Annotated in this window: 14 protein-coding genes; 5 read left to right on the top strand and 9 right to left on the bottom strand. The window is 41.7% G+C overall.

Annotation, left to right across the window (positions count from 1 at the left end):
* Positions 1-166: 166 nt before the first annotated feature.
* From FC093_RS03475 to plsX, 3 genes are read left to right on the top strand one after another with little or no spacing between them, the layout of a single operon-like run.
* Positions 167-709 carry a YceD family protein gene (locus FC093_RS03475; RefSeq protein WP_137260366.1) on the top strand — a complete coding sequence of 181 codons (543 nt, stop codon included), beginning with the start codon at positions 167-169 and terminating at the stop codon, positions 707-709.
* Between the two features lie 29 nt (positions 710-738).
* Positions 739-933: a 50S ribosomal protein L32 gene (gene rpmF, locus FC093_RS03470; protein ID WP_137260365.1), complete on the top strand. Its 195-nt coding sequence runs from the start codon at positions 739-741 to the stop codon at positions 931-933.
* Between the two features lie 45 nt (positions 934-978).
* Complete coding sequence (gene plsX, locus FC093_RS03465; protein WP_137260364.1) at positions 979-1,929, top strand: phosphate acyltransferase PlsX; 951 nt, start codon at positions 979-981, stop codon at positions 1,927-1,929.
* Positions 1,930-2,240: 311 nt separating this feature from the next.
* On the opposite strand, the gene FC093_RS03460 is transcribed toward plsX, so the two are convergent.
* The 3 genes from FC093_RS03460 to FC093_RS03450 form a co-directional block, all read right to left on the bottom strand.
* A complete protein-coding gene (locus tag FC093_RS03460; protein WP_137260363.1) occupies positions 2,241-2,873 on the bottom strand; it encodes a carbonic anhydrase in 633 nt (210 codons plus the stop codon).
* Between the two features lie 104 nt (positions 2,874-2,977).
* Positions 2,978-4,552, bottom strand: coding sequence for a SulP family inorganic anion transporter (locus FC093_RS03455; RefSeq protein WP_137260362.1), 1,575 nt, complete (start codon positions 4,550-4,552; stop codon positions 2,978-2,980).
* Positions 4,553-4,702: 150 nt separating this feature from the next.
* Positions 4,703-5,020, bottom strand: coding sequence for a hypothetical protein (locus FC093_RS03450; RefSeq protein ID WP_137260361.1), 318 nt, complete (start codon positions 5,018-5,020; stop codon positions 4,703-4,705).
* A gap of 226 nt (positions 5,021-5,246) precedes the next feature.
* Between FC093_RS03450 and galE the strand changes: the two genes are divergently transcribed.
* Positions 5,247-6,302 (top strand): UDP-glucose 4-epimerase GalE, encoded by a 1,056-nt coding sequence (gene galE, locus FC093_RS03445; RefSeq protein WP_137260360.1) that lies wholly within the window; start codon positions 5,247-5,249, stop codon positions 6,300-6,302.
* 189 nt (positions 6,303-6,491) lie between these two features.
* On the opposite strand, the gene FC093_RS03440 is transcribed toward galE, so the two are convergent.
* The 3 genes from FC093_RS03440 to FC093_RS03430 all read right to left on the bottom strand — a co-directional run bounded on the left by FC093_RS03440 (position 6,492) and on the right by FC093_RS03430 (position 9,393).
* The gene (locus tag FC093_RS03440) at positions 6,492-6,944 is read right to left on the bottom strand and encodes a GNAT family N-acetyltransferase (RefSeq protein ID WP_137260359.1); all 453 of its coding nucleotides are present in this window, start codon (positions 6,942-6,944) and stop codon (positions 6,492-6,494) included.
* A gap of 92 nt (positions 6,945-7,036) precedes the next feature.
* Positions 7,037-7,864 (bottom strand): OmpA/MotB family protein, encoded by an 828-nt coding sequence (locus FC093_RS03435; protein WP_137260358.1) that lies wholly within the window; start codon positions 7,862-7,864, stop codon positions 7,037-7,039.
* A 350-nt stretch (positions 7,865-8,214) separates the two neighbouring features.
* A complete protein-coding gene (locus FC093_RS03430; RefSeq protein WP_170970982.1) occupies positions 8,215-9,393 on the bottom strand; it encodes an aspartyl protease family protein in 1,179 nt (392 codons plus the stop codon).
* A gap of 620 nt (positions 9,394-10,013) precedes the next feature.
* Here FC093_RS03430 and FC093_RS03425 point away from each other — a divergent pair.
* Positions 10,014-10,796 (top strand): enoyl-CoA hydratase/isomerase family protein, encoded by a 783-nt coding sequence (locus FC093_RS03425; RefSeq protein ID WP_137260356.1) that lies wholly within the window; start codon positions 10,014-10,016, stop codon positions 10,794-10,796.
* An 86-nt stretch (positions 10,797-10,882) separates the two neighbouring features.
* On the opposite strand, the gene FC093_RS03420 is transcribed toward FC093_RS03425, so the two are convergent.
* From FC093_RS03420 to FC093_RS03410, 3 genes are all read right to left on the bottom strand, one after another.
* Entirely contained in the window at positions 10,883-11,641 is a 759-nt protein-coding gene (locus FC093_RS03420; protein ID WP_137260355.1) for a tetratricopeptide repeat protein, read from the bottom strand.
* A 163-nt stretch (positions 11,642-11,804) separates the two neighbouring features.
* On the bottom strand, positions 11,805-12,158 hold the full coding sequence (locus FC093_RS03415) for a dihydroneopterin aldolase (RefSeq protein ID WP_137260354.1): 354 nt from the start codon (positions 12,156-12,158) through the stop codon (positions 11,805-11,807).
* A gap of 32 nt (positions 12,159-12,190) precedes the next feature.
* On the bottom strand, positions 12,191-13,459 hold the full coding sequence (locus FC093_RS03410) for a serine hydrolase domain-containing protein (protein WP_137260353.1): 1,269 nt from the start codon (positions 13,457-13,459) through the stop codon (positions 12,191-12,193).
* Between the last annotated feature and the right edge of the window lie 48 nt (positions 13,460-13,507).

The raw sequence follows: 13,507 nt of genomic DNA, 5'->3' as shown, positions 1-13,507 counted from the left end.
GAATGATCATTTGTAAGTAAGTGCAGTAATGCATTCTCGTAACTTAGGATTTTATCTATTCTCTCTTAAACTTCCCAAACAAATTATAAAACAATCTCCTGCAACAAAATTACCTTTGTTCACTATCCATTTTTGCCCTACCTTTGCCGACCTTAATTTTGTGACCATGAATAACCGGAGAGCATTTGAAATTCCGTTTGTGGGTTTAAAGCCGGGCGTTCACGAGTTTCAGTACGAGATAGATGATAAGTTCTTTGCACCTTACGACGAACAGGATTTTACCAATGTGTACGCAAATGTAAAGCTCACATTGGACAAAAAAAATGGCTTCATGCTGCTGAAGTTTGATATAGACGGAACAGCAGATGCTGCCTGTGACCGTTGTGGCAACCCGCTCACCATGCGGCTTTGGGATGAGTTTAATATTGTGGTGAAAATGGTGGACGAGCCGCAAAAGATGAATGAGCAGGAAGAAGATCCTGATGTGTATTACATCAGCAAAACAGAAAGCCATTTGCATATTGCCGACTGGATTTACGAGTTCATCAACCTGAGCATTCCAACGCAAAAATATTGTCCTGAAGATGCAGAAGGTAAAAGTACCTGTAATCCGGAAGTGCTGAAGAAGCTGGAGCAGATGGAAAATGATACGGAAAAAGGAGCCAATCCGTTGTGGAAAGGCCTGGATCAGTTTAAAAACTTACAATAAACATTATTAGATATTTTAAATTTTAGGTTATGCCAAACCCAAAACGCAGACATTCGCAACAACGCAGCGCAAAGCGCAGAACGCATTATAAAGCCGAAGAAGTAACGCTGAGCAAAGACACCACTACCGGTGAAATGCACGTGCGCCACCGTGCGCATGTGAGTGAAGGAAAACTGTACTACAAAGGAAAAGTAGTATCGGAAAAAGCACCGCTGAAAGCATAAGGCAACACTTTTATTTTTTCAGCAATTATTATTAGCTTGCCGGCTATGAATATTGGACTGGACATGATGGGCGGCGATTATGCTCCCCTTGAAGCCGTTAAAGGCGTACATCAGTATTTGTCTGCCAGTGCACAGCCGGCAACACTATTTTGTATAGGCGATGAGCAGCAGGTGCAGCCATTACTAATTGAACACAACATTCCTGCAAACACTATACGGCTTATTCATGCGCCCGAAGTGATTGGCTACCACGAGCATCCTACCAAAGCGCTCAAAGAAAAACAGCAATCTTCCATTGCAATTGGTTTTCATTTATTAGCCTCCGGCAAAATTGATGCTTTTCTTAGTGCAGGCAATACCGGCGCCATGCTGGTCGGCACTATGTACACCATCAAAGCTATCGAAGGCGTACTTCGCCCCACCATTTCTACTATTGTTCCCAAACTCAACGGTGCTACCGGCTTGCTGCTGGATGTAGGCTTGAATGCCGATTGCAAACCGGAACAATTGAACCAGTTTGCCGTACTCGGCAGCTTGTATGCACAGTATGTACTAGGTGTTGATAGCCCTAAAGTGGGTTTGTTAAATGTAGGCGAAGAAGAAGGTAAAGGCAATTTGCTGGCGCAATCCACTTACCCGTTATTGAAAGAAAATGCCACCATCAACTTTGTGGGCAATGTAGAAGGCAGAGATGTGTTTAAAGATAAAGCAGATGTAATGGTGTGCGATGGCTTTACCGGCAATGTGGTACTAAAAATGGCAGAATCGTTTTATGATATTGCTGTTAACCGGCAACTGGATAATGATGAATACCTGCATCGCTTTCATTACGAAAATTATGGCGGAACGCCGGTTTTAGGCGTAGCCAAGCCCGTAATTATTGGTCATGGCATCTCTAATGCAGCAGCATTTAAGAATATGATATTAGTAGCTGAAAAAATGCTGCAGACCAATTTTTGCGGTATAATAAAACATGCATTTATGCAGGCGGTATAACCGGAGAATTAGCCACCAAAATACGAATACAAAAATTTTTTTATAAGACAAAAGCACGAAGGTTATTTTCTTCGTGCTTTTATTTTTGATGAACTATTGCCTGACAAATGAGTAATTGTTTATAGTGTTCCGGAATGTAAGATGGTCAAAAAAAGATCTATGCTACTTAAAAAAGCTTTTATTTCTATGGTATTGATAAATTTAGAAAATAAGAATGTCTGTTCACCTTATTTATGGTTCCTTTTAAGCCATCTTACATTTAAAAACACTACCAAAAGTGCTTTGTATATTAGCACCTTTGTGGCAAAAAATTATAAATCAAACTGATACACATCTTCCAATGTGGTACCTGCAGGCATTTCGAATATGGGCTTTATAACTCCATCTTTCAGCCCATACACCCAACCATGCAAATGCGGGCGCTGTTCATTTTTCCATGCACGCTGAATGATAGAGGTTCTTGCCAAATGTTTTACCTGTTCTATCACATTTAATTCTACCAGCCGGTCGCATTTAGCTTCCCTGTTTGTTATTGCATCCAGCTCATTTTTATAAATATGATACACATCTTTTATGTTTCGCAGCCACATATTCAGCACATGCTCATAATCGTTATTGGTAAGTGCTGCACTTACGCCGCCGCAGCCATAATGCCCGCATACAATTACGTGCCGTACTTTCAGGTGATTTACGGCATAATCCAGTACACTCAGTAAATTAACATCGGTAGTGATGACCAAATTGGCAATATTGCGGTGTACAAATATTTCGCCGGGCTGTGTATTGGTAATTTCATTAGCCGGCACACGGCTGTCGCTGCAGCCTATCCATAAAAACTCTGGTTTCTGCAGCTTTGCCAATCGCTGAAAATATTCGGGGTCCTCTTCTATTTTTTCGCTTGCCCAGCCCTTATTTTCGAGCAACAATTTTTCGTAGGATTTCATAATGTTATGGTGCTTTATTAATAATACTATGTTGTTTAAAGTAGGTGAACGGTGAAAAGGGAAACGGTGAGATGTTCCCTTTTCACGCTTAACTTAATGGTTATTTAAACAGTTTCCAATTCCGGTACTTCGTCTTTTGCTCTGATCATCTGGTGCGAAGGCCGCATTGTACTTCGCTTTACTTCCACGCTGATGTTTTTAAGCTGTGCGTGTTTATTAAAATCATTAATCACTTCCACTACATCTTTATCTATAAAATCAGCACGCATAATGTCTATCAGCACAAACGAATTTTCCGGTACCTTTTCCAGTTTGCTTTTGAGCAATGGTTTGTTTAAAAAAGATACATCTTTTCTAAAGCGAAATAAATACCGGTTGCTATCGTGTACCACCATCAGCGAAGATTTAAAATTGCTCCTGATTACAAAGAACAAACCGATGGCGATGCCAATTAATATTCCTATCAATAAATCTGTAAAAATAATAACACCTACCGTAGCAATAAAAGGAATAAACTGGTCAATGCCTCTTTTGTATAAGTCTGCAAATATACTTGGCTTTGCCAGTTTATAGCCGGTATAAATAAGAATAGCTGCTAATGCAGATAAAGGTATTAAATTGAGAACACCGGGAATAAGCGCTACACAAAGCAAGAGCAATATACCATGAAAGATAGCCGCCATTTTTGTTTTAGCACCGGAGTTAATATTGGCACTCGTACGTACCACTACGGATGTAATGGGCAAGCCACCAATCAAGCCCGAAACAAGATTGCCAATGCCTTGCGCTTTTAACTCGCGATTGGTGGGTGTTACGCGATGGTAAGGATCCAAGTTATCGGCAGCCTCAATATTCAGCAAGGTTTCAAGGCTTGCCACGATAGCAATGGTAAGCCCGGTTGTCCACACGATGGGCAAATTAATATAACTGAAATCGGGCATGGTAAAGAAGGAAATAAACTCCTTTGGAGAAGACGCAATTGGTATGCTTACCAGGTGCTCCTCTTTCAGCATCAGAGAAGAACCGTTTTGTAAAAATACATTTAATAAAACACCCACTATTACCACAATAAGTGGTGCAGGTACCAACTGAAAAAAGCGGCTTTTTTTATACAATACTTTATCCCACACTACATACACCGCCAGGCACACCACACCAATAACTACTGCCAAAGGTGTAATTCCGCTAATAGCATTTACAATGCTGCTAAAAGTATTATTGTTGTCTGCCTGCATAAAAGCAGTGTCGCCTTCAAAGTTTTTGTCGTAACCTACAAGGTGTGGTATTTGTTTCAAAATTAAAATAATACCTATTGCCGTAAGCATGCCTTTTATTACACTCGAAGGCACATAATCGCCAAATACACCGGCTTTTATAAAGCCAAAAATTAGCTGTGTGACGCCAGCTACTGCTACTGCTAATAAGAAGGCTTCGTACGCTGGCATTTTACCAATAGCTGTAACTACAATGGCGGTTAAGCCGGCTGCTGGTCCGCTTACACTTAATTGCGAACCACTGAGGCTGCCAATTACCATACCGCCAACAATACCGGCAATTAAACCCGAAAATAAAGGAGCGCCGGAGCCTAAAGCAATGCCAAGGCACAACGGCAATGCTACAAGAAAGACCACTACAGAAGCAGAAAAGTCTGCACCTGCACTATTCAAATATTTTTTCATAATGCTGATAATTTGGATAACGGAAAAGAAAAATGATTGCGGCTGATACGCAGCCAATAATAGATAAATAGCAATAATAATAGTTGATGTTAACGACTGCAACACATGCAGTCCTTCACCTATTACTAATACATACACATTTGTAGTATGCTATGCTAAAGATGGAATAATATTGGGAGGCGGCGTTTGTATATCGCCCGCCTGAGAGAGTGGTAAGGCAGTAGCAAAATGAATATAAGAGGTTGCGTTGGTATAGATATAATTTATTCCGGCAAAATAGTGTGTGCAGCAGAAGTCTTTTTTAAAGTCAGGCTTACCCTTCATATATTTTCCTATCTCGGTTCCGCCGTGAGGGAGTTCTTCCTGTATTTGATTGTTGTAAAGCATACTGCCCAACTGCTGCACTGGCAACACCTGAAACAGGAGCACGATAATGCAGAAAAGCGATATGACTGTTTTCGGTTTCATTGGAATAGATGCAAAATAACAAAGCAAACTGCATTCGGAAAGGCAAGCAGAAAAGTTTAACAGTAAAAATTTAGGCCAGGAATACCGAACTATGAGCTTGGAGCTACGAGTTATGGAGGATAAAGCAGCTTTGTTACTGTCAACCGTCATCCAGCATCTATCAACACTCCTTAATCACCTAACCACCAAATTTTTTTCTTTATTTTGCGGCAATCAACAATCAACTATGCAAAAAATACTGGTTACCGGTGGCTGCGGCTACATAGGCTCACATACCGTAGTAGATTTAATAGCAAACGGCTACGAAGTTATCTCGATAGATGACAACTCCCGCTCTACTACTTACCTGCTGGATGGCATAGAAAAAATAACAGGTAAAAAGCTGAAAAATTATAAAGTAGATCTTAAAAATTTTGATGATACGCTGGCTGTATTTCAGGAAAACGAAGACATTACCGGCATCATTCATTTTGCGGCCTATAAAGCAGTAGGCGAGTCGGTTGCCGAACCATTGATGTATTACGAAAACAACCTGTTTTCACTCATTAACCTGCTGAAGTGTGTAAAGGAATTTAATATCCCAAGTTTTGTTTTTTCTTCTTCGTGTACCGTGTATGGCAACCCCGATGCTATTCCAGTAACGGAACAATCACCCATCAAAAAAGCAGAGTCGCCGTATGGCGCTACCAAGCAAATGGGCGAACAGATACTTTGCGATTTTGCACAGGTTGCGGGTACAAAAGCTATTTTACTGCGTTACTTCAATCCGGTGGGTGCGCATCCATCTATAAAAATTGGGGAGTTGCCGCTGGGCAAGCCCCAAAACCTGGTGCCAGCCATTACACAAACTGCTATTGGCAAACTGCCACAAATGACGGTGTATGGTGCTGATTATCCAACGCGCGACGGCTCTTGCGTGCGCGATTATATTCATGTAAGTGACATTGCCCATGCACACACGCTGGCATTGGAATACCTGGAAAATAATCGCAACAAATCCAATTGCGATGTGTTTAATCTGGGTACCGGCAACGGCGTAACGGTGCTCGAAGCGATTCACGCTTTTGAAGAAGTATCCGGTGTACAATTGAATTATAAAATTGGTCCGCGCCGTCCCGGTGATGTAGTAGCCATTTATGCCAATAACCAGTTAGCTGTGGATGAATTGGGCTGGCAAATACAATACAATCTCAAAGATATGATGCGCACCGCCTGGGAGTGGGAGCAAAAAGTAAAACAGGATGAAGAACTGATGAAGAAACAAAACCCGGTATTGAATTAAGAAGCTACAAGTTGCAAGCTGCGAGCTCAAGCTTTGGACAGAAGTGTTTTAAACAAGAGCATGAAGCAGAGGCTTCGTGCTCTTGTTTTTAAAGGAAAACTGTTTTATAATAAAGTATGAAAGTAAACATAAGTCAGTAGCTTACTATTTACAAGTAATTACATACAGCTCAAAGCTTACCGCTTCATCTTACACCTCAACACTGCAATTCACCCATTCACCATCAAACTTTGCATTGTATTTTTTATAAAAATTAATTGCCGGTTCATTCCACTCCAGTACCTGCCATACAATACCATTGAACTTTTTTTCTTTTGCTTCTTCTACTATTTTATCAAACAACAACTTGCCAACGCCTTTGCCGCGTGCCTGCTCTGTTACCACAAAATCTTCGAGGTACATGCGCTGTCCTTTCCAGGTAGAAAAGCGAATGTAATACAAAGCAAAGCCAATGATAATGTTATGCTCTTCGGCTACAAACGCCCACCACACGGGTTGTTCGCCAAAACCACTTTCGGTAAAATGCTCCAGTGTAACGGTTACTTCTTCCGGTGCGCGCTCGTACACCGCGAGTTCTTTCACCAATTCTAAAATTTGCCCGCAATCCTCTTTTTGTGCCCTGCGTACAGAAATGTTATTCATGCGGTAAAAATAAAAGCCTTTGCTGCAATGGACAACTGCTGTTTAAAATCAGCAGGTATTTGCAATAAAGGCTTTAGTATAAAATAAAATGTTTACTGCTCCAGCAACTTATACAATTCATCGAGTTTAGGCGATAAAATAATTTCTGTTCTGCGATTGGCGGCCCGGCCTTCGGGTGTGGAATTGGTAGCAACCGGATCGTATGAGCTATGACCAGATGCGATCACTCTTATAGGATCTACCTGGTAATCGTTTACCAGTATTCTTACTATAGAAGTAGCGCGCGCTACGCTCAATGCCCAGTTATCTTCGTATTTGCCGTGAATGGGTATAGAGTCGGTATGCCCTTCAATATTTACCGAAATATCAGGATTTACATTCAACACCTGCGCCAGCTTTGCCAGTGCCTCCTTGCCTTTAGGATTCACTACTGCACTGCCCGAAGGAAAGAGCAAACTTTCCTGCAGGCTTACATACACACGCCCGTTTTTTTGCGATACGGTTAGTTCGTTGGAGTTGAAGCCAACCAGCGCATCGGACATACGCTTACGCAGCTCGTCACTTTTTGCTTTTTGCTGGTCTATCAGCGATTGCAGTTGCTTAAGGCGCTGCTGCTGGTCGGCCAATTGCTGCTGACTTTGTTGCAACTGGCTGCCCTTGTTTTGCGCTTCCTGCGCGGTTTGGTTTAGCCTATTTTGCAGGTCGGTAATATTGCCTTGCTGGGTAGTAATTTGTGCCTGCAACTGGGCAATGGTTTGTTGCAAATCGTTTACCTGGTTAGCCAGCCTTACACTATCGCTTTTAGAATAACGAAGCGCAAGCTGGGAGTCTAAATATTTTTTTTTGGCTACGCAACTGCTTAGCAGCAATAGAACGAGCGCAACAGCGGGCATTAACAACCTGGATGATAGCTTTTGCATGTGTTGTGTTTTGATGGTGTTGCAATATGCAATAAAATAAATAAGCCTGTTTATTTGTGAGTAATAAATAAACTTACAATCCGATTAGCACTTATACTGAACGGAAGCTCAAATAAACAACATAGATGCCAGATAAACATCTAAAATTGGTGGTGGTTTATAAAAAGTGATTGGTATAGATAAAAAGGTAGGCTGGTTTAGATGACTATAATGCTATTCTTTTTTATAAACTAAACCGCACTATAATTCTTACTTAGTTCAGCGTGAAGGTGTATGTTTATTTAACTATCGGAGAAAAACAGTTAAGAACAGGAATGCGGGCTGCTGACGTAAAGAATGGTATAACCTGTTCATAATATACTTTGTACTTTTAATTGCCGCTTCATCAGCTCTCCATTTTTATCGCGCACCATTACCGATATAGTAGTATTAATTGTTTGCAACATGGCTTTATACACTTGTATGTTGCCGCTAAAGTTTTTGTTCATGCCTATTACTACATCGCCCTCCTGAAAGCCAGCTTTCTCTGCCGGAGAGCCCTTCATTATATCCAGCACTGTTACTTCATTATTTATCAGGTAAATGCCGAGACCAGTGTAAGCATAATCAAAAGAATCTCTATAGCGGTTATTGGGTTTTATAAAAATTTCCTGCTTGCCATAGTTCAGCACCACATTAAAGCGGCGCAATATATCATTGCCAATCAGCCCACCACTTGCCGGATAGGAGGTAGCATTGTATTCGTCATTAAAAATATAAGTCGGAACTTTTCTAAAACGATAAGGTCCTAATCTTATTTCTTTTATTATGGTAAGGCTCATTTCTGCCTTGCCGCCAAGCCCTTGCGCCTGCGTTTCAAACATTTTTTTCTTAGTGTTAAGAAACATACTGTCTGTTACAAAACTCTTAGACAGCAGCATACATAAGCCGGCGCCCATATCGTAATAAAATTTAGCAGTTATGCCCACGCGGTCTTTTACATACAAGCGCTGCATGGCCAGTGTGCTGAATTGGGGTTTTAACAGTGTGCCACCACGCGGGTATTTGATAGCGCCGGGTGTCAGCACTTCCATTTGCATTTTGTCATAATCAATCTTTATAATGTACCGCCTGAAAAAGCTGTAGCCTATAATGCCATCTATTTTTACACCATATACGCTGGTAAGAATGTCATAATCATTTACATGAAAATCCAATTTCTCCACCGACAGATCGGGCAGGTTCATTGTATGCCCGTAAGCAAAATCAACTGTTTTAATGCCTGCGATACCGCGAATGGTGCGGTTGCTATGCTGCAGTTTTATTCCTAGCGTGCTGCACGTGGTAGAATCGAGCGAGATACCGCCACTGCCGGTATCGAGTATAAAGTTGAGTGAGTCGGGGAGCGAATCGAGTGTTGCCCGTATAATGACGATACCCCCCGTAAGCATAGTAAAAGGTACCGTAGTAATATGCCTGGCAGGCCCTATCGGTTCTGCATTTTGCTGCGTAAGGCTGCGTACCGGCAACATGCAAATCCATGCTATCAAACAAAACAATAAATTTCTCCGTATGGCAGCAAACATAGATGATTGATAAGGTACTAATTATGGTCAAGATACGTTCCTTTTTGCAGCAGGACAAACCGTTTATAGTTTATTTTTTACCACACGGTCAGCTAATGATTAGCTGTATAATAATGCAATTGCTCACTTCGCGCTTTATCCAAACATAATAAAAAGTTTTAAGCAGATGAATGAAATTGATATAACAGGAATGTACCGCAGAAAAAGGCTCTGGAACCTCCTCCTACGATAGATAGTTTATCCTATTATTCCTTCAGGCTTTTTAATCCGCAAATTGAATGAAGTGGCTATAATATGTTAGCAATACAATCCTATCTATTCGCCGGATGACTGTTGGAATAAATATTTTATTATAAAATAGTTCTTTCCTTAATAGGCGGCAATAAAAACAAATATCCGGCATTTACTTAACAGCAATTTCACCGATAACTGCTGCTTTTCACGAACTTTTTTAATGCATAACCTGCGGCCATCTTTGTAAGAATTTTTATAGGCTTTTTATTCATACAAGCGGAAAAGCACGTCTTTGAAGTGGCTGTATTACATTGTTTTAAGCATACATTTGTATTGCAAAATAGCTGTGTATGACAATTGATACAGATGCAAAAGATGGTTATGTAAAAACAGAAGTGCATAACAATATCCTGATCATTGAATTTTATCATCCGCAAAGCAATTCATTACCATCACCTCTTATTGCCAGCCTGGTGCACGAGATAGACAGTGCCGCACGTAACATAGACATTCATGTTATTGTATTACGTGCGGCCGGCGGTGGTGCTTTTTGTGCCGGTGCTTCTTTTGATGAACTCCTGACCATAGAAGATGAACAACAGGGTGCTCAATTTTTCAACGGTTTTGCCAGCATCATTAATGCTATGCGTAAATGCCCCAAGTTAATTGTGGCGCGTGTGCATGGCAAATGTGTTGGCGGTGGCGTTGGGCTTGCCGCCGCTGCCGATTACACCATTGCGCTCGAAGGCGCTGATGTAAAACTGAGTGAACTGTCTATTGGTATTGGCCCGCTGGTCATTGGTCCTGCGGTGGAAAGGAAGATTGGTCTATCGGCATACAGCGAGCTGGCAATTGACAGTACGGCATGGCGCAGCAGCGACTGGGCAAAAAGAAAAGGTTTATATGCCGGGTTGCATCCAACACCCGAAAGCATGGATGAAGCTATTGCGCGGCTTACCAGCGCACTGGCGCACACCAGCCCCGAAGCGGCGGCAGAGATGAAAAAAGTTTTCTGGCACGATACGGATCATTGGGATATGCTGTTGCAGGAGCGGGCTGCCATCAGCGGCAAACTGGTATTAAGCAGCTATACCAAAGAGTGCCTGAGAAAGTTTAAAGAAAAAAAACTGTAAAAGCGTGATGAATTAAACCGCAAAGGCGCGAAGGACTAAGAAGGAAGATAACATATTAAATTCTTTGTGTTGATGCAGTTAAAAAACTATTGCAAATCACTCAGCATTTTTCTGCCTTCTTCTTTTAGTGCTACATCATCGGCGGTACGCGTTGGCAGCTTTACCATTTTGGTTAATACTTCTATTTGTTGCGCCGGGCGGTTCTTGTAGCCGTATGCTTTAGCTAGATCCAAATAGTTTTGCACAAAATATGGCGATAGTGTTTTACATTTTTCCATGTAGGTAATGGCAGAATCAATATCCGGCGTTGCCAAGCCTTTGCCAAAAAAAGTTTTCAGTGCTGCTTTTTTAAACCAATTAAGCGCCAGCATTTCGTAGTGCCATTTGCCTGCTATATAATTTGCAAGGGCATGATTGGGATTTGCGGCCAACGCTTTATCGGCATATAGTTTCATTTGCTTTACATCTTCTACTATTTTCTTATTTTCCTCTTCTGTTGAAGATAATTTGGCATACGCCAATGCTTCGGCATATAACGCATCGGCATTGGTGCTGTCGGCTGCAAGTGCTTTATCGGCGTATTGTTTGGCAGTAGTAAAATAAGTGACTTTTGCCCCTTTATCGGTTTGTCGTTCGCCTATGCTGCAGTTGAGTTCTGCGCACTTTACAAGCACTGCAACATTTGTGTCTTGCTGCGCCGCAATTTGCTGGTAAATAGCTAATGCTTCCGGCTCTTTAAATTGTTTTAGTAATGTATTAGCCTGTTGTAATTGTTCGGTAGTGCCGGTTTGTGCCTGCGCAAAAAATGATATAGATAAAAAGCAAATTGCTAATAATGTTTTCATGCTGTAAAATACTGTTATCTGCAAATTATTGTATATGGGTAAGATGGGAAAAGGGCAGTTTTGTTTAAAGGTTAACAAACGAAACTTTATTCCGCGCTTGTTTGGTGTTTTAACCCAAACTATAGGCTTAGTGTTGAACAGTAAGAATTTAACTTATAAATTACTACCGCTTCGCCGAATACTGCACGCTTACACTGCCCTGAAAACCGACTATCGGGGGTGTAATTTTCTTTATAGAGATATTCACTTCATCGGCTAATGCAAACGTATCCAGTATGTCTTTAGCCAGCATGGTGGCAACTGCTTCGAGCAAGTGCCTGGGGCGCAGCATGTGTCTTTTTATCAGGTCATATACTGCTGTATAATCTATTGTTTCATCAATATGCAATACCGGTATTTTTGCTTCGCAGTGACTTACCGATACATTCACTTCGTACTTGCCGCCAATGGCTGCTTCTTCTTTGTACAAACCATGATAAGCATAAAATTGGAGGTTAGTTAAATGTATTGTAAGCATGGGCGCAAAATACAACTATCGGTGCAAAGCCTTTAATCCATTAATGCCTGGTACACCAACGCTTTAAACTTGTTAGAGATTTCCCAGTGCGTTAACGGCGTTTGCTGCATATAAATTTCGCACACTATATTTTTCTTTGGGTCTGCCCAATAGGTAGTACCAAAAAATCCGCCCCATGCAAAGGATCCTTGAGACCACGCAGCCTGCGCCTGCCCTGCAGCAGTAACAATTTCAAAGCCTAATCCAAATTTATCAACACCCAAATTAAGGTCGCCAATCTGGTTGGAAGTTATCAACTCAATGGTGCGTGGTGCCAGCAGGCGATGTCCATTATATATACCGCCATTCAGCAGCATTTGCAAAAAGGTGGCGTAGTCTCTTACGGTAGAACTCAATCCTGCACCACCGGCAAAGTAAGTGCCGTGTATTTTGGGATAATTGGAAGTGCCAATAGACGTTTTTTGGCTTTCCCAGGTAACGCGCTTGTGTTGTTTGTCTTCGGTGTAAGCTGTTACAAGACGGTTGTATTTATTTTCGGGCAGATAAAAGTAAGTATCATTCATCCCCAGCGGCTGAAAGATGCGTTGCTGAAAAAACTGGTCGAGCGGCATGCCGGATGCAATTTCTACTAGGCGGCCTAATACATCTACATTCAACCCGTACGTCCACTTTTCGCCGGGCTGATGTCCCAGTGGCAGGGTTGCCAGTTTATTCACCATATTCACCAGTTTCATCGTATCGCTGCCAAAGGCTGGGTTTAAACCTGCTTTAGCATAAATCGCCTTCATTTGCGGCGAGCCAATGAGCGCGTAATCTATGCCTGACGTATGCGTGAGCAAATCGCGGATGGTTACTTCGCGCTTCGCAGGCACGGTTGTAAAAGTGCTGTCTTTCTCAGTAAATTCATATAATACTCTTGCATTCGCAAAGGCGGGAATGTATTTGGAAACAGGATCGTCCAGTAAAAATTTCCCTTCTTCGTACAGCATCATTACGGCAACACTGGTAATGGCTTTTGTTTGCGATGCAATACGGAAAATATTATCGGGTTGCATCTTGGTTTTACTTTCTACATCGGCATATCCAAAGCCTTTGTTATACACAATTTTGCCATTTCTTGCAATGAAGGCAACACAGCCGGCAATCCAGCCGCTGTCCACTGCCTGTTGCATTACTTTATCAATGCGTTGCAGCCGTTCATCGGAGAAATTGGCAGCTGATGGAGCAGCAGTTTGTAGTGTTTGGGCAGCGGAGAGCAAGTAAGTTGCAGTAAGCAGTAGTAAGCAGGATAGTTTTTTCATTGCGCAAGGTTGTGTTGTTGAAAACGAAAATAATACTTTCGATTTTTA

This window comes from Ilyomonas limi (genome assembly GCF_005233845.1).
Taxonomy (GTDB): domain Bacteria; phylum Bacteroidota; class Bacteroidia; order Chitinophagales; family Chitinophagaceae; genus Ilyomonas; species Ilyomonas limi.
The sequence above is the reverse complement of the archived record's forward strand: the minus strand, read 5'-3'. Positions and strand labels throughout refer to the sequence as shown.